At 68.6% G+C, this 15,984-nt stretch carries 17 protein-coding genes; 7 read left to right on the forward strand and 10 right to left on the reverse strand.

What is annotated here, in order from left to right:
* Nucleotides 1-6 precede the first annotated feature (6 nt).
* On the reverse strand, nt 7-387 hold the full coding sequence (gene speD / locus AC1DSC_RS04200) for an adenosylmethionine decarboxylase (protein ID WP_015867999.1): 381 nt from the start codon (nt 385-387) through the stop codon (nt 7-9).
* 136 nt (nt 388-523) lie between these two features.
* Between speD and AC1DSC_RS04205 the strand changes: the two genes are divergently transcribed.
* Together AC1DSC_RS04205 and gap are read left to right on the forward strand one after the other, a co-directional pair.
* Nucleotides 524-2,629, forward strand: a complete 2,106-nt coding sequence (locus AC1DSC_RS04205) for a transketolase family protein (RefSeq protein ID WP_436288267.1) — start codon at nt 524-526, stop codon at nt 2,627-2,629.
* A gap of 63 nt (nt 2,630-2,692) precedes the next feature.
* Nucleotides 2,693-3,694 carry a type I glyceraldehyde-3-phosphate dehydrogenase gene (gene gap, locus AC1DSC_RS04210; protein ID WP_015867997.1) on the forward strand — a complete coding sequence of 334 codons (1,002 nt, stop codon included), beginning with the start codon at nt 2,693-2,695 and terminating at the stop codon, nt 3,692-3,694.
* A gap of 70 nt (nt 3,695-3,764) precedes the next feature.
* On the opposite strand, the gene AC1DSC_RS04215 is transcribed toward gap, so the two are convergent.
* The 3 genes from AC1DSC_RS04215 to AC1DSC_RS04225 form a co-directional block, all read right to left on the reverse strand.
* Nucleotides 3,765-4,364: a hypothetical protein gene (locus AC1DSC_RS04215; protein ID WP_015867996.1), complete on the reverse strand. Its 600-nt coding sequence runs from the start codon at nt 4,362-4,364 to the stop codon at nt 3,765-3,767.
* 29 nt (nt 4,365-4,393) lie between these two features.
* Nucleotides 4,394-4,963: a hypothetical protein gene (locus tag AC1DSC_RS04220; protein WP_230537728.1), complete on the reverse strand. Its 570-nt coding sequence runs from the start codon at nt 4,961-4,963 to the stop codon at nt 4,394-4,396.
* 103 nt (nt 4,964-5,066) lie between these two features.
* Nucleotides 5,067-5,375, reverse strand: a complete 309-nt coding sequence (locus AC1DSC_RS04225) for a putative quinol monooxygenase (protein WP_015867994.1) — start codon at nt 5,373-5,375, stop codon at nt 5,067-5,069.
* Between the two features lie 102 nt (nt 5,376-5,477).
* On the opposite strand from AC1DSC_RS04225, the gene AC1DSC_RS04230 reads away from it, so the two are divergent.
* Nucleotides 5,478-6,806, forward strand: a complete 1,329-nt coding sequence (locus tag AC1DSC_RS04230; protein ID WP_436288266.1) for an Nramp family divalent metal transporter — start codon at nt 5,478-5,480, stop codon at nt 6,804-6,806.
* A gap of 21 nt (nt 6,807-6,827) precedes the next feature.
* Here AC1DSC_RS04230 and AC1DSC_RS04235 read toward each other — a convergent pair whose 3' ends face one another.
* Nucleotides 6,828-7,169, reverse strand: a complete 342-nt coding sequence (locus AC1DSC_RS04235) for a protealysin inhibitor emfourin (RefSeq protein WP_018903447.1) — start codon at nt 7,167-7,169, stop codon at nt 6,828-6,830.
* On the reverse strand, nt 7,166-8,236 hold the full coding sequence (locus tag AC1DSC_RS04240; protein WP_062363893.1) for a M4 family metallopeptidase: 1,071 nt from the start codon (nt 8,234-8,236) through the stop codon (nt 7,166-7,168). The genes AC1DSC_RS04235 and AC1DSC_RS04240 overlap by 4 nt, the downstream gene beginning before the upstream one ends.
* Nucleotides 8,237-8,383: 147 nt before the next feature.
* On the opposite strand from AC1DSC_RS04240, the gene AC1DSC_RS04245 reads away from it, so the two are divergent.
* Complete coding sequence (locus AC1DSC_RS04245) at nt 8,384-8,674, forward strand: YciI family protein (protein WP_015867990.1); 291 nt, start codon at nt 8,384-8,386, stop codon at nt 8,672-8,674.
* 19 nt (nt 8,675-8,693) lie between these two features.
* On the opposite strand, the gene AC1DSC_RS04250 is transcribed toward AC1DSC_RS04245, so the two are convergent.
* The 3 genes from AC1DSC_RS04250 to AC1DSC_RS04260 all read right to left on the reverse strand — a co-directional run bounded on the left by AC1DSC_RS04250 (nt 8,694) and on the right by AC1DSC_RS04260 (nt 11,848).
* The gene (locus AC1DSC_RS04250; RefSeq protein WP_436288315.1) at nt 8,694-9,866 is read right to left on the reverse strand and encodes a pirin family protein; all 1,173 of its coding nucleotides are present in this window, start codon (nt 9,864-9,866) and stop codon (nt 8,694-8,696) included.
* A 77-nt stretch (nt 9,867-9,943) separates the two neighbouring features.
* The gene (locus AC1DSC_RS04255; protein WP_015867988.1) at nt 9,944-10,366 is read right to left on the reverse strand and encodes a VOC family protein; all 423 of its coding nucleotides are present in this window, start codon (nt 10,364-10,366) and stop codon (nt 9,944-9,946) included.
* 108 nt (nt 10,367-10,474) lie between these two features.
* Entirely contained in the window at nt 10,475-11,848 is a 1,374-nt protein-coding gene (locus tag AC1DSC_RS04260) for an amidase family protein (protein ID WP_436288265.1), read from the reverse strand.
* Between the two features lie 75 nt (nt 11,849-11,923).
* On the opposite strand from AC1DSC_RS04260, the gene AC1DSC_RS04265 reads away from it, so the two are divergent.
* Nucleotides 11,924-13,540 (forward strand): CYTH and CHAD domain-containing protein, encoded by a 1,617-nt coding sequence (locus tag AC1DSC_RS04265; RefSeq protein ID WP_436288264.1) that lies wholly within the window; start codon nt 11,924-11,926, stop codon nt 13,538-13,540.
* 27 nt (nt 13,541-13,567) lie between these two features.
* Here AC1DSC_RS04265 and AC1DSC_RS04270 read toward each other — a convergent pair whose 3' ends face one another.
* Nucleotides 13,568-14,044, reverse strand: a complete 477-nt coding sequence (locus tag AC1DSC_RS04270; protein WP_015867985.1) for an FKBP-type peptidyl-prolyl cis-trans isomerase — start codon at nt 14,042-14,044, stop codon at nt 13,568-13,570.
* 138 nt (nt 14,045-14,182) lie between these two features.
* Between AC1DSC_RS04270 and AC1DSC_RS04275 the strand changes: the two genes are divergently transcribed.
* Both AC1DSC_RS04275 and AC1DSC_RS04280 read left to right on the forward strand, forming a co-directional pair.
* A complete protein-coding gene (locus AC1DSC_RS04275; protein ID WP_018903453.1) occupies nt 14,183-14,968 on the forward strand; it encodes an amino acid ABC transporter ATP-binding protein in 786 nt (261 codons plus the stop codon).
* A gap of 19 nt (nt 14,969-14,987) precedes the next feature.
* The gene (locus AC1DSC_RS04280) at nt 14,988-15,941 is read left to right on the forward strand and encodes an aminotransferase class IV (RefSeq protein ID WP_436288263.1); all 954 of its coding nucleotides are present in this window, start codon (nt 14,988-14,990) and stop codon (nt 15,939-15,941) included.
* Nucleotides 15,942-15,984 lie beyond the last annotated feature (43 nt).

Below are 15,984 nucleotides of genomic sequence, written 5' to 3' on the forward strand. Positions count from 1 at the left end.
AAGGCTTCAAGCCGCCACCTTGCCGCGCAACAGCTCGTTGCGTTCGCTGTGGCCGGGCTTGAACAGAGAGACCAGGCATTCCATCAGCGCATGCGCCTTGGCCGAATGGTCGCCGCCGAAGTTGCACACGTAGACGTCGAGCGTGGCGCCGCGCTGTTCGGGCCAGGTGTGGATGCACAGGTGCGATTCGGCCAGCAGCACGGTGGCCGTGACGCCGCCCGGCCCTTGCGGCGTGGCCGGAAAGCCGTGGACCAGCTTGCCCACCGGCTGCAGCCCGGCGGCCGTTGCCGCCTTGAGGCAGACGGCGCCGAGCGCCTCCTTGTCGGTGAGCCATTGCATGGCGCATTGGCAGTCGTGGAGATCGGCGGTGAGGTGCAGCCCGTGCATGGGTGGCAACTCTAGCAGCCCGGGTGTCGCCAAAGAGCATCAGTGGGGTGTTCTGGCCGCTGCGGGAGGGGGTTGGAGCGAGGCCGGTAAAATCGCGGGTTCCCCCTAATCCACATTCCCCGAAAGCCCACCGCCCATGGCAAACCAAGCCCTGATGGCCAACGCGATTCGCGCGCTGGCCATGGATGCCGTCCAACAAGCAAACTCCGGCCATCCGGGCGCACCGATGGGCATGGCCGACATGGCCGTCGCACTCTGGGGCGAACACCTGCGCTACAACCCCGCGAACCCGCACTGGTTCGACCGCGACCGCTTCGTGCTGTCGAACGGCCACGCCTCGATGCTGCTGTATTCGGTGCTGCACCTCACGGGCTACGACCTGCCCATCAGCGAGCTCAAGAACTTCCGCCAGCTGCACAGCAAGACCGCGGGCCACCCCGAGGTCGACGTGACCCCCGGCGTGGAAACCACCACCGGCCCGCTGGGCCAGGGCATCACCAATGCCGTGGGCTTTGCGCTGGCCGAGAAGCTGCTCGCGGCCGAGTTCAACCGCAAGGACCACGCGATCGTCGACCACCACACCTACGCCTTCCTGGGCGACGGCTGCATGATGGAAGGCATCAGCCATGAAGCCTGCGCGCTGGCCGGCGCCTGGCACCTGAACAAGCTGATTGCGCTGTACGACGACAACGGCATCAGCATCGACGGCCAGGTCAAGCCCTGGTTCATCGACAACACCGAAGAGCGCTTCAAGGCCTACGGCTGGAACGTGATCGGCCCGATCGACGGCAACGACGCCAAGGACGTGTCCAAGGCCATCGCCAAGGCCAAGAAGGAAGATTCGAAGCCCACCCTCATCATCTGCAAGACGCAGATCGGCAAGGGCAGCCCGAACCGCGCCAACACCGCCAAGGCCCATGGCGAGCCGCTGGGCGCCGACGAAATCGCGCTCACCCGCGCCGCGCTGAACTGGCCGTACGCGGCCTTCGAAGTGCCGCAGGAGGCGTATGCCGACTGGAACCACAAGGAAGAAGGCGCCAAGGCCGAAGCCGCCTGGAACGACCGCTTCGACGCCTACGCCAAGGCCTACCCCGGCCTGGCCGCCGAGTTCACCCGCCGCATGAAGGGCGAGCTGCCGAAGAACTTCCACCAGGTGGCGTTCGACACCGTGGTCGCCGCCCACACCAAGGGCGAAACCGTGGCCAGCCGCAAGGCCAGCCAGCTCGCGCTCGAGGCCTTCACCGCCGCGCTGCCCGAAATGCTCGGCGGCAGCGCCGACCTCACGGGCTCCAACCTCACCAACACCAAGAGCACCGCCGCGCTGCGCTTCGACGCCAAGACCGGCGCCGTGGTGCTGAATGCACCAATCGCGACGCAGTCCCCGCAAGGCGCGGAAGACGAAGCCTCGCAGGGCGCAGCCGTCGAGCCGCCGCACGGCGAGATCGGCCGCCACATCAACTACGGCGTGCGCGAGTTCGGCATGGCGGCCATCATGAACGGCATTGCGCTGCACGGCGGCTTCATTCCCTACGGCGGCACCTTCCTGACCTTCAGCGACTACAGCCGCAACGCCATCCGCATGGCCGCGCTCATGAAGCGCCGCGTGGTGCACGTGTTCACGCACGACTCCATCGGCCTGGGCGAAGACGGCCCCACGCACCAGTCGATCGAGCATGCCGCCTCGCTGCGCCTGATTCCCAACCTCGACGTCTGGCGCCCGGGCGACACCGCCGAAACCGCCGTGGCCTGGGCCGTGGCGCTGCAGAACCAGTCGCGCCCCACGGCGCTGCTCCTGAGCCGCCAGAACATCGCCTATGCGCCCAAGGGCGACCTCGGCGACATCAGCCGCGGCGCCTACGTGCTGTCGGAGCCCGAAGCCGTCGGCCTCAAGAGCAAGAAGACCGCCGCCGTCATCATCGCGACCGGCTCCGAAGTGCAGCTGGCGCTGGCCGCGCAGAAACTGCTGGCCGAAAAGAAGATTGCCGTGCGCGTGGTGTCGATGCCCTCGACCACCACCTTCGACCGCCAGGACGTGGCCTACAAGAAGGCCGTGCTGCCCAAGAAGCTGCCGCGCATCGCGGTGGAAATGGGCTGCACCGGCGGCTGGTGGAAGTACGGCTGCGCGGCCGTCGTGGGCATCGACAGCTACGGCGAGTCGGCACCGGCACCGGCGCTGTTCAAGCACTTCGGCTTCACGGCCGAGAACGTTGCCGCCACGGTCGAAGCCGCCCTGCGCGGCTGAGCCCGGCGAGGCGTTTTTCCTTTCTGTCCGACCACAAGTTTTTCAACCTTAGGAGCAAATCAGATGGCTATCAAACTCGGTATCAATGGCTTCGGTCGCATCGGTCGCAACGTGCTGCGCGCAGCGGTGCAGAACTTCAAGAACGACATCGAGATCGTCGCCATCAACGACCTGCTCGAGCCCGACTACCTGGCCTACATGCTCCAGTACGACTCGGTGCATGGCCGCTTCAAGGGCGAAGTCACGGTGGAAGGCAACACGCTGATCGTCAACGGCAAGAAGATCCGCCTCACGCAGGAGCGCGATCCCGCGCAGCTGAAGTGGAACGAAGTCGGCGCCGACATCGTGCTCGAATCCACCGGCCTCTTCCTCACCAAGGAAACCTGCCAGAAGCACCTCGACGCGGGCGCCAAGAAGGTGATCATGTCGGCGCCGTCGAAGGACGACACTCCCATGTTCGTCTACGGCGTGAACGACAAGAAGTACGCCGGCGAAGCCATCGTCAGCAACGCCAGCTGCACCACCAACTGCCTGGCGCCACTGGCCAAGGTGCTGAACGACAAGTGGGGCATCAAGCGCGGCCTGATGACCACCGTGCACGCCGCCACCGCCACGCAGAAGACCGTCGACGGCCCGAGCAACAAGGACTGGCGCGGCGGCCGCGGCATCCTGGAAAACATCATTCCGTCGAGCACCGGCGCTGCCAAGGCCGTGGGCGTGGTGATTCCCGAGCTCAACAAGAAGCTCACGGGCATGAGCTTCCGCGTGCCGACCTCCGACGTGTCGGTGGTCGACCTCACGGTGGAGCTCGAGAAGGAAGCCACCTACAAGGAAATCTGCGCCGAGATGAAGTCGCAGAGCGAAGGCGCGCTCAAGGGCGTGCTGGGCTACACCGAGGACAAGGTGGTGGCCACCGACTTCCGCGGCGACCCGCGCACCTCGATCTTCGACGCCGAAGCCGGCATTGCGCTGGACGGCACCTTCGTGAAGCTCGTGAGCTGGTACGACAACGAATGGGGCTACTCGAACAAGTGCCTGGAGATGGTGAAGGTCGTGGCGAAGTAAAAAGCTTCGCGGCTCCGACAACAAGAACGCGCCCGAGGGCGCGTTTTTTCATGGGCGAGCACCGGGCGTTTCAGCGCAGCTTCTCGTTCCTGCGGATCTCGCTGCTGAGCTGCGACGTCAGCCGCGTGGCGGCGCGGCGGGCGGCGAGCCCGTAGTCGCCATTGAACTCGCCGAACTCCGCCGTGCCGTTGCCGACCGCGCGCACCCGCGTGAGCTCGGCGCCGGCGGCATCGCTCACCACGCAGCTCACCTCGGCGGTGAACGAGGTGGGCGGCCAGGTGATCCACGAGGACGAGCTCGAATCGGTCCTGATCTGCGGCGTGAACACCAGCGACACGCCCGCCGCCTCGTTGGCCTTGGCATCGCCGGCGGTGCGCAGCACGACCACGTCGCGGTAGACCGCGCGCAGCGCATCGCGGATCGACTTCTCGAGGTCGCGGTACGGGTAGTAGCTCACGCGGTCGCCGCTGCCGCCGGCGGTGGTCACCTGCTGGTCGCGCTGGGCGTCGGTCATCACGTAGGCCACCTTCTTGGGAAGGAGGCGCGCCTGCGACCGCGGCGGCGCGGTTTCCGTGATCATCGTGATCGGATGGGCGCAGGCGGCCAGCAAGGCCGCCAGGACCGCAGCGGCAAACAGGCGAGCGGCCGAAGAAGAAAAAAGAAAAGGCATGGTGCGGCTTTCTCCGGCAATGGCTGTGGCTAGGGTGCAATCGCCGCGATGAACTGCGGATCGGCATACACCTGCCGCAGCAGCGCGCGCACCAGCCGCGGATAGGCCGCCTGTCCGGCGGGCACGGCCACGATGTTGGCGTAGCTCGAGTCGAAGGCGAGCTCGCCGCGGTAGGTCTTGTGCAGCCTCTGCGCGGACGCGCGCGTCACGACCACCTCCACCTCCATGCGGCCGCTGCCGTTGATCACGCCAAGGTCGAGTTCGTTGACGAGAATCCGCGCCGCGATGCGGGTCGGGGCCTTGGGGTCGTAGGCCGATATTTCTCCCAGGTCGCGCGCCAGCGCGTCTTCCAGGTACTGCGCGAAGCTGCCGCTGGGCGAAAGCAGTTTCGCGCGGCGCAGGCGCAGGGTGTTGACGCTGTCGTTCGGGTCGGCCGGCTGCACCTTGGCGACCGCCACCATGCCGGGGCGCGTGGCTTCGAGCCGGTCGAGCGCCTCGTAGTCGGCCGCATAGGGTGGCGCGGCGAGCTGCGCGCAGCCAGACGCCAGCACCAGCGCGGCCGATGCGAAGAGCCTTGCGGTGAAAGCGTGCAGGCGCATACCCCGCGGTCTGAAGAAGATCGCCATGCCTCGTGTCCCTCCTCGGGATGCCTGATCCCGGCGCGAGGGTAGCAGGCATTGCGCCGCGCGCGAAGGCCGATTTTCAGACCGGCTCGAGCACGTGGATCAGCTTGCTCTGGACCAGCTCCTTCGTCTTCGCGCCGTGGGCCGCCATGTGCGGTGCCACCGCATGGGCCTGCAGGTGGGCCAGCGTTTCCCATTTCTCGATCACCACGAAGGTGTCGGGCCCGAAGCTGGCCTTCGATGCCGGCACGCCCGCCGCGTCGACCGTGGCGCCGTATTCGATGCAGCCCTCCTCGGCCAGCACGGCCGCGCGGTTGGCGGCAAAGGCTTCGAGCAGGCTGGCGCGCTGGCCCGGCTTGGCGGTGATGACGGCGACGACGTGGATCATGGAAAAAAGCTCCGTAGTTTCATATGTGTGGAATGGGACCGCCGAATCTAAAAGACCGGCCGCTGGGACAGCGGTCCCGCGCGCGACCCTATCATCGCCCGCATGTTCTTTCCCCTGCCCCGCACGGCCACCGCGCCCTTCTGTCCCTCCGAAGTCAAGGGCAGCGTGGCGGTCCCGCAGGACCTGCCGTTCGGCAAGAAGCTGCTGCGCTACGCGGGGCCGGGCCTGCTGGTTTCGGTGGGCTACATGGACCCGGGCAACTGGGCGACCGACATCGAGGCCGGCTCGCGCTTCGGCTACGGCCTGCTCTTCGTGGTGCTGCTCGCGAGCCTCGCGGCCATGCTGCTGCAGACGCTGTGCGTGCGGCTTGGCCTGGTGGCGCAGAAAGACCTGGCGCGCGCCTGCCGCGAGCACTATTCGCCGCGCGTGAACCGCTTCCTGTGGCTGGGCGCGGAGCTGGCCATCGTGGCCTGCGACCTGGCCGAGGTGCTGGGCAGCGCGCTCGCATTGCACCTGCTGTTCGGCGTGTCGATCCCGGTCGGCATCGGCATCACGGCGTTCGACACGCTGCTCGTGCTGGGGCTGCAGGGCGCGGGCTTCCGGCGCGTGGAGGCGATCGTGCTCGGGCTGGTGGGCACCATCGCGGGCTGCTTCGTGGTGGAGCTTGCGATGTCGCAGCCCAACTGGTTCGGCGTGGCGATGGGCTTCGCGCCCAGCTTCGAGCGGCTGCAGCAGCCGGGCGCGCTGTATCTGGCGATCGGCGTGGTGGGCGCCACCGTGATGCCGCACAACCTGTACCTGCATTCGTCCATCGTGCAGACCCGGCTGGTGGCCGACAGCGATGCGGCGCGGCGCGAGGCGGTGCGCTTCTGCACCTTCGACGCGGTGTTCTCGCTTTCGCTCGCGCTCCTGGTCAACGCGGCCATCATGGTGCTGGCGGCCAGCGCCTTCCACAGCACCGGCCATGTGGAAGTGACCGAGATCGACGACGCCTACCGGCTCATCGAGCCCATCGTGGGCAGCGCGGTGGCGGCCACGCTGTTCGGCATTGCGCTGCTGGCCTCGGGCCAGAGCTCGACCTTCACCGGCACCATTGCGGGCCAGATCATCATGGAAGGTTTTCTCGACCTGAAGATCCCGTGCTGGCAGCGCCGCCTGATCACGCGGGGGCTGGCGCTCGGGCCGGCGTTCCTGGGGGTCTGGTGGTTCGGCGATGGCGGCGTGGGCAAGATGCTGGTGCTGAGCCAGGTGGTGCTGAGTTTCCAGCTGCCCTTCGCGATGTGGCCGCTGATCCGCTTCACGAGCAGCCGCGCGCTGATGGGCGGCTTTGCCAACGGCACGCTGGTCAAGCTGCTGGCCTGGGGGCTGTTCGGCGTGATCAGCGCGGCCAACGTGTGGCTGGTGGCGTCGGCGGTGCTCGGCGGCCCCTGATTCGGCGGAGAAGACGAAGCCTCAGCGCTCGGCCGCGTCTTTCCACAGGTGCACCAGCGACGCGGGCGCCTCGTTCTCGGGCACCTCGAAGCTGACCGAAGAACCTGAATGGGAGGTGGCGCTTTCCACCACCACTTCCACGCGGTAGAAGCGCTGGTCGCCGCCCGGCGAACCGGGGCCTGCGCGCGGCTCCGCGTGCGGCGCCGCGCTTTGCAGCGCCTCGCCGATCTGCTGGCGCAGTTCCTCGCTGCAGTTGCCCAGCTGGTAGCTGCGCGGGCGCGACAGGCCCGGCACGTAGGCCACGCCGCCCTCGCGCGTCACGCGCACGACGGAGGCCTGGTCCAGGGGCGGAAGCTGAATCATGATGGTGTGACTCCCACGGTGTTCCATGCAGCGCCAACGGCCTGGTGCGCCGCGCTGCCGGCGCCGAAGCGCCTGGCCGCATTTTCCACGCTGAGCTGCGCGAAGGCCAGGAAATCGGCGTCCTGGCGCAGCCGCCGGTCGCACACCGTGTCGTACCAGACGCGCCCGGCCGTCTCCCATGCCGGACCCTGGATGGCCGTGGCAGCGAGATGGAAGGCGCGGTTCGGAATGCCGGAATTGATGTGCACGCCGCCATTGTCCTGCCGCGTGTCGACAAAGTCCTTCATGTGGGCAGGCTGCGGGTCCTTGCCGAGCACCGGGTCGTCGTAGGCCGTGCCGGGCTCGGCCATCGAGCGCAGTGCGCGCGCCTTGACCTTGCCGGTGAAGAGCCCCGCGCCCACCAGCCAGTCGGCCTGCTGCGCGGTCTGCTTGAGCAGGTGCTGCTTGACCAGCGCGCCGAACACGTCGCAGATCGACTCGTTGAGCGCGCCCGGCTGCCCCTGGTAGACCAGGCCCGACTCGTGGTCGATCACGCCGTGCGTGAGCTCGTGGCCGATGATGTCCACCGCGATGGTGAAGCGGTTCATGACCTCGCCGTCGCCGTCGCCGAACACCATCTGCCTGCCGTTCCAGAAGGCGTTGTCGTAGTCGTTGCCGTAGTGCACGCTGCCCGTGAGCGGCATGCCCGCGCCGTCGATGGAATCGCGCTCGAAGATGTCGTGGTACAGGCGGTAGGTGGCGCCCAGGTAGTCGTAGGCCTCGTCGGCGGCGATGTCGCCGGTGGCGGCCTGTCCTTCGGCACGCACCAGCCGCCCCGGCAGGACCATGGTGTGCTCTGCGTCGTGGATGGCGCGCGCGGGCGAGCCGCGCCGCACATAGCTGGGCGCGGGGCCCGACGACACGCCCTGCCCGGCCACCGCCTCGCGCAGGCCGCGGTGCTGCAGGTCGATCATCAGCGTCTGCGCCGCCTTCGCGCTGGCATGCGCACCGGCATGTTGCGCCAGCCGGTCCAGCAGGTACGGCGGTACGAAGCTGGGCGGCAAAAGGCCAGGCGAGCGAAGCGGCATGGGCGACTCTCCTTTGCAGTTGAGGGCAACAAAAAAGACGGTATCAGAAAGCCGTAAAACCTGGATCACACCGTTACTTCTGGTCATGCGGTGGCCGCGTTCCAGGCCATACGATCGGAGCCTTCCGATCCACTTGCCGCCCCTGCCATGTTCATCGTCACGCTCACCTACATCCGTCCGCTTGAAGAGCTCGATGTGTTGATGGATGGGCACATGGCGTGGCTGCGAAAGCACTACCAAAGTGGTCTGTTCCTGGCCTCGGGCCGGCAGGTGCCGCGCAAGGGCGGCGTGATCTTCGCGCGCTCGGGCGACCGGGCAGAGCTCGAGGCTGTGCTCGCACGCGACCCCTTCGTGCAGAACGGCGTGGCCAGCACGCACGTGATCGAGTTCGTGCCGAGCATGACCGCGCCCGCGACCGAGATCCTCAAGGCGCTCTGAGGCCGCTTGCCCGCGCGGCTCAGGTCGCCGGCTTTTCCTCGCGCCCGCCGGGGTGCCGCGCAAAGCGCGCCGCATCGCGGCCATGCACCGGCGCCGGATCGCTCCAGGGCCAGCCGCCGAACTGCGTGCGGCGGTAGTCGGCCAGCGTCTGGCTGATCTCGGCCTGCGTGTTCATCACGAACGGACCGTACTGCGCCACCGGCTCGGCAATGGGGCGCCCCTGCAGCAGCAGGAATTCGCCCGGCTCTTCATCGCCGTTGCACAGCTCGACGGCGGTGTCGGCGCGCAGTTCGATGGCGGCCGGGCCTTCCACGCGCCGGCCGGCGATGGTCGCCTCCGCGCCCTTGAAGAAGTACAGCATGCGCCGCGTGCCCTCGCCCGCGGCGGGCGGCAGCGTGCATTGCGCGCCGGGCGTCATCTTGAGCGTCCAGATCGCGACGTCGGCATCGGCCTGCGCGGCCCATGAATCGGGCGGCGGCGGCAGCGGGCGGATCGGCTCTCCGTTGCCCGCGGCCGTGCCGCCGAACCGGCCCGCGACCACCGCGATCTCGGTGCGGCCGCCCGCCGCGTCGTCGGACGCAAGGCGCGGAATGGCTTCCGACCAGAACATCGTGAAGTGCGGCTCGGCCATCTTGCTTCTGGCCGGCAGGTTGAGCCAGATCTGGAACAGTTCGAGCGGATTGGGCGCGTTGGCATCGAGCAGCGGAAACATCTCCGAATGCACGATGCCCTTGCCCGCCGTGAGCCACTGCACGTCGCCGCCGCCGAAGCGTGCGGTGGCGCCCAGCGAATCGGAATGGTCGACCAGCCCCTTGCGCACGATGGTCACCGTCTCGAAGCCGCGGTGCGGGTGCGAGGGAAAGCCCGGCACCGTGTCGCCGTGGTACATGCTCCAGCCGTCCTTGCGGCTGAAGTCCTGGCCGATCTGGCGGCCCGCGAGCGGCGCCTCAGGCCCCATCTGCGCGTTGGCCTTCGGATAGGCGTCGTCGTGATAGACGCAGAACAGGAACGGGTCGATCGTCTGCCACGGGAAGCCGAGCGGGCTCACCTGCAGCACGGGGCTGCGGCCGTCCTCGATAGGGCTGCTGCTGTCGTTGTTGCTGGACACCTCGGTATTCCTTTCGGTTGGGCGTGCCGCGGCCGGATGCGCGGCAACGCTGCTGTCCGGAATATCGGGGCGCACCCGCTTCAGGGAAGGGGCCTTCCGCGCAACAGTGAGGAGCGCATATGGAACGATGGGCATCGTTCTGCGTGCTTGGCGGCGCGCCCTCAGGCGTTCTGGTGGGTCACTTCGGCGTTCGGGTCCATGTACATCAGCTCCCACAGGTGGCCGTCGAGGTCCTGGAAGCCGTGGCCGTACATGAAGCCGTAGTCCTGCGGCTCGCGCGGCACCGTGCCGCCCGCGGCCACCGCCTTGGCCACCATCTCGTCGACCTCGGCGCGGCTTTCGCACGACAGGCACAGCAGCACCTCGGTGCTCTTGCTGGTGTCGGCGAGGCTCTTGCTCGTGAAGGTCTTGAAGAAGTCTTCCACCAGCAGCATCGCGTGGATGCTGCCTTCCTGGATCACCATGCAGGCGGCGTTGGCGTCGGTGAACTTCTCGTTGAAGGTGTAGCCCAGCGCGGCAAAGAATGCCTTGGACTTGTCGAGGTTCTTGACGGCGAGGTTCACGAAGATCTGCTTGTTGGCCATGGTTGTCTTTCCTGTGTCGATGAAGAATGGATCGGAGCTTTGCCGGTGTGTTGTGTACACCGTCCACAAAAGATACCAAAGAAAATGTACGGTGTCCACATTATTTTTTCAAGCGGCACTTTTGGCCAGCAGCCCGGCCAGCGCGAGGGTGCTGCGATCCTCGAAATACGGGCCGACGATCTGCACGCCCAGCGGCAATCCGCCGGCCGTGAAGCCCGCGGGCGCGACCGTGGCGGGCAGGCCGCCCAGGCTCGCGAGCCCGGACCAGGCAGCCAGCGTGCCATAGGGCGTGGGCTTTCCGTCGATAGTGAGCGTGCGCTTCTCGAAATCGGGTTCGGCCACGTGCTCGAAGGCTGCACAACCCACCGCCGGGCACAGCACGGCGTCGAATTGCGTGAACAGCGTGCGCAGCTGCGCCCGGATGCGCGTGCGCGTGGCCAGCAGGTCGAACCAGGTGCGAAGCTGCATCGGCGAACGGCCGCCGGGCTCGGCATGCGCGAGCACGGTCTGCACGATCTGGCCGTAGGTGTCGCCGATCTCGGCCAGGTCGGGCAGCAGGTCCGAGGCTCGGGCCACCGAGGCGCCGGCCTTTGCCAGCCGCTGCCCGGCGCCCTCGACCGCGTCGCGCACATCGGCCGCCACCGCGGCCCGCGGATGCGCGGTGACCACCAGCACGCGCCAGTCCTTGGCCGCCGCATGGCGCGCCGCCGGCAGCATGAAGCGGGCTTGTGACAAAGGGGCCGCATCGGGCCCGGCCAGCACGTCGAGCGCCAGCGAGAGATCCTCGGCGCCATGGCCGATCGGCCCGATCACCGAGGGCAGTGAGGCCAGCGCCTCCTCGGTGCCCGGAAACGCGAAGCCGCGCGTCGGCAGCAGGCCGTGGCTCGGCTTGTGCGCGTACACGCCGCAAAAGCTCGCGGGAACACGCAGCGAGCCCGTGAGGTCGGAGCCCAGCTCCAGCGCCACCATGCCGGTGGCCACCGCCACCGCGCCGCCGCCCGACGAGCCGCCCGGCGTGCGCCCGGCATCGAGCGGGTGCACCGTGCGGCCGTACACCGGATTGGCGCTCTGCCAGTCGGCCAGCGCCGGCGGCACATTGGTCTTGCCGAGAATCACCGCGCCCGCCGCCTTGAGGCGCGCCACGGCCACGGCGTCCTGCTGCGGCACGAAGTCGCGGAACTGCGGCAGGCCCCAGCTGGTCGGCAGGCCGGCCACGTTGAAAGCCTCCTTCACCGTCATCGGCACGCCCAGCAGCGGCCGGCGCTCGCCGCGCGCAAGGGCCGCATCGGCTTCGGCGGCCTGGCGGCGCGCGCGGTCGAAGTCGCGCACCACCACCGCGTTGAGCGCACCGTCGAGCGCCTCGATGCGGGCGATGGCGGCTTCGCACAGCGCGGCGGCGCTCAGCTGGCCGGCGGCCAGTGCCCTGGCCGATGGGGCGGCGCCCGCAGCGAGCAGGGCGGTGGGATCGAGCGGTGTGGCCATGGCGAGCCTTTCCTTCTTTCCTGATGCGCAGCGGCAGGCGCAAAGCCGGCGGCGCGATGAACAAGACCGGGCATCATGGCCGGCATGGAAATCGAGTTCAAGTTTCATGTTCCCGCACAGCGCCTGAAAGCCGTCGAGGCCGCCATGCGGCGCGGCAGCGTGGTGCGCACGCGGCTGCAGGCGCGCTATTTCGACACCGAGGACCAGGCGCTGGCCGCCCAGGGCATCGTGCTGCGCCTGCGCAAGGAAGGGCCGCGCTGGGTGCAGACCGTCAAGGCCACCGGCGACAACGCGCTGCACCGGCTCGAACACAACGTCGACCTGGGCGCCGCGGCGGCCGGCGGCGGCGCGCCGGCCATCGACCCGCAGCGCCACCAGGGCACGCCCGTGGGCGAACGGCTTGCCCAGGTGCTGGCCGCGAGCGGCGCACCGCTGGTGGAGCGCCAGTCCACCGACATCGTGCGGCTCACGCGCGATGTGCGCACCACCGGCGCCGGCGCCGCCGTGGTGGAGCTGGCGCTCGATGTCGGCAAGGTCATCGCCCATGCGGGCACGCCGGACGAGCGCGAGTCGCCCGTGTGCGAACTGGAGCTCGAGCTCAAGCGCGGCGACGTGCAGGGGCTGGTGGCGCTCGCGCGCCGCTGGTCGCAGCAGCACGGCCTGTGGTTCAGCACCGTGTCCAAGGCCGAGCGCGGCGCGCGGCTGCTGGCGAAAGTCGATGCAGTTCCGGCCGTGAAGGCCGAGGCGCCGCGCTTTGCCAACGAGAAAGAAAAGCCGGGCGGCCGCGCCATCCAGCAGGCCGTGGTCGCGTCCTGCCTCGCGCAGATGCTGCCCAACGCAAGCGAGATCGCCGCGGGCAGCACGGATGAAGAGCAGATCCACCAGCTGCGCATCGGCATCCGGCGCCTGCGCACCGCGCTGCGCGAACTCGCGGGGCTCGACCCGCGCACCGGTCTTTTCAACGGCGGCGAATGGGAGCCGCCGCTGGTCGAGGCCTTCCGCGCGCTCGGCGCGCTGCGCGACCGCGAGCAGGTCGTGAGGCTGGCGCAGCCGCAACTGCGCGATGCGGGGGCGCCGGAGTTCGATCCCTTGGCTGGCGACGATGCGGCGCCCGAGGCGCCGTCGCCCGGCGAGGTGGTGCGCGCGCCGGCGTTCCAGTCGGTGCTGGTGTCGCTGATCGGCTTCACCGCGGCCACCGCCGGGGAAGCTGCGCCGCAGGCCGAAGCCGAAGCTGCCGGCCAGCCCGCGTCAGCGCCGGTGCCGCTTGACGCCGCCGAGGCGCGGCGCCTTCTGCGCAAGCGCCTGCAGCGGCTGCGTCGGCAGGCGGTGCGCGACGGCCGCCGCTTCGAATCGCTGTCGGCCGAAGACCAGCACCGCACGCGCAAGCGGCTCAAGCGCCTGCGCTACCTGGCCGAATTCGCGGCGCCGCTGTTCGCCGCCGATGCGGACGACGACAAGGAAAAGCCGGCCGCCGAGCGCTACCTGAAGCGCCTGCGCCCCGCGCAGGACGCGCTGGGCGAATTCAACGACGAAGCCGTGGCGCTCGCGCTCTACCGCGAAGCCACCGCGCGCGATGCGCGCGCATGGTTCGCCGTCGGCTGGTTCAGCGCGCGCCACGCAGCGGGTGCAAAGGCCTGCCGCAAGGCGCTGGGCCGGATCGCAAAGGTGCCGCGGTTCTGGAAGAAGAACTAGAACGACCGGGCCGCCGGACCCGATCGGTCAGTGATGGTGCCCGTGCGCACCATGCACGTGCCGATGCTCGATCTCCACCGGCAGCGCCGCGCGCACGTCCGTCACCTGGAGGCTGAACTTCAGCGCCTTGCCGGCCCAGGGGTGGTTGCCGTCCAGCAGCACGACCGGGCCCTTGATCTTCATCACGGTGAAGAGGTGCTCGGTGCCATCGTCGAGCCGCCCCTCGAGTTGCCCGCCCACCTTCACGCCCGGCGGAAATTCGGACTTGGGGATGCTGCGCACCAGCGACTCGTCGCGCAGGCCGAAGGCGTCTTCAGGCGCCAGGTTCAGCGTGGTCTGGAAGCCCTTTTCCTTGCCATCGAGCGCTTCCTCGATCTTGGGCAGCGTGTTCTCGTAGCCGCCATGCAGGTAGGCCATCGGCTCAGGGCTGGCTTCGATGAGCTTGCCCTGGGCGTCGGCGACCTTGTACTTGAGGGTGACGACTGTGTCTTTTTCGATTTTCATGGGGGGCGATTCTCCCGCAGGGGCGAAGCGGCCGCGCGCGGCTGGCGAGCGCCCCCGTGGGGAAGCATGGCATGGACTTTGCGTGGATAGTACAACCCCCGATTGTCGATTGTTCGACAATCTATACCATCACATGCCATGACAGCCGCCCCGCCGCCCGTTCTCCGCATCCAGGCCCTGCACAAGCGCTACGGCAGCCACCACGTGCTGCGCGGCATCGACCTCGACGTGCTGCCCGGCGACCGCATCGCCATCATCGGTTCGAGCGGTTCTGGCAAGAGCACGCTGCTGCGCTGCCTCAACTTCATGGAAGTGCCTTCCGCCGGGCAGGTGGTCCTCAAGGGACGCGCCGTGGGCCGGCCCGTGCCGGGTTCCGACACGCTGCGCTATGGCGAGGCCGAGCTCAGCGAGGTGCGCAAGCAGGTCGGCATGGTGTTCCAGCAGTTCAACCTGTTCCCGCACATGACGGTGCTGCAGAACGTCATGGAGGGGCTGGTGACCGTCAAGCGCCTGCCCGCGGCAGAGGCTCGCGAGCGCGCGCTGGCCGAAATCGCCAAGGTGGGGCTCGCGGAAAAAGCCGCCGCCTACCCGGGCCACCTGTCCGGCGGCCAGCAGCAGCGCGTCGCCATCGCCCGCGCGCTGGCCATGGAGCCCGAGGTGCTGCTGTTCGACGAGCCCACGTCCTCGCTCGACCCCGAACTGGTCGGCGAGGTGCTCGGCACCATCCGCGCGCTGGCCGACGAAGGCCGGACCATGCTGCTCGTGACGCACGAACTCGGCTTTGCCTATCACTTTGCCAACAAGGTGGTGTTCCTCGCCGACGGGCTGCTGCACGAGAGCGGCACGCCCGACGAGGTGCTCAAGCACCCGAAGCAGGAGCGCACGCAGCGCTTCATCGAGCGCTTCACCGCCTTCCACTTCTGATCCCAGGACCCTCATTCATATGCACGCCGACAGCGCCCCCTCGAAGACCAGTTCCCAGGCCTACGCCCCCGATGCACGCAACGACGCAGTGCTCGTCTACGTGAACGGGCAGTTCGTGCCGCGTCACCAGGCGGTGGTGTCGGTGTTCGACGCCGGCTACGTGTGCGGCGACGGCGTGTGGGAGGGCGTGCGCCTGGTCGACGGCCGCATCATCTCGTTCGACGCCCACATCGACCGCATGTACGAGGGCGCGAAGTCGATCGCGCTGGACATCGGCATGACCCGGGCGCAGATGAAGCAGGTGGTGGTCGACACCTTCCTGCGCAACGGCATGCGCGACGGCGCGCACGCCCGGCTCATGGTCACGCGCGGCGTCAAGAAAACGCCCAACCAGGACCCGCGCTTCATCATCGGCGGCGCCACCGTGGTGTGCGTGGCCGAGCACAAGGTGGTCACGCCGGAGGCCAAGCGCAACGGCCTGAAGCTCTTCACCTCGACCTTGCGCTGCAGCGGGCCGGACGTGTTCGACCTGCGGCTCAACTCGCACAGCCGCCTCAACCTGATCCAGGCCCTGATCCAGGCCATCCAGGCCGGCGCGGACGAGGCGCTGATGCTCGACCCGAACGGCTTCGTCTCGAGCTGCAATTCCACCAACTTCTTCGCGGTGCGGGGCGGCGCGCTGTGGACCTCGTCGGGGCGCTACTGCTTCAACGGCATCACGCGCGCCACCGTGGTGCGGCTCGCACGCGAGGCGGGCATCCCGGTGCACGAGGGCGACTTCACGCTGGCCGAGGTCTACGCGGCCGACGAGGCCTTCGTCACCGGCACGCTGGCCGGCCTCACGCCGGTGTCGTCGGTCGACGGCCGTGCGCTGGCGCCGCTCGGCCCGCTCACGCAGCGGCTCGACGCGCTCTACCGCGCCTACATCGCGAGCGCGAACGAGGCCCATGGCGCGCTGCCCGCGGCCGCCTGAACACCGCCACACCGACTGCTCCCTTCAACTCCAGTCCACGGAA

This window comes from Variovorax sp. 01N425, from assembly GCF_056399465.1.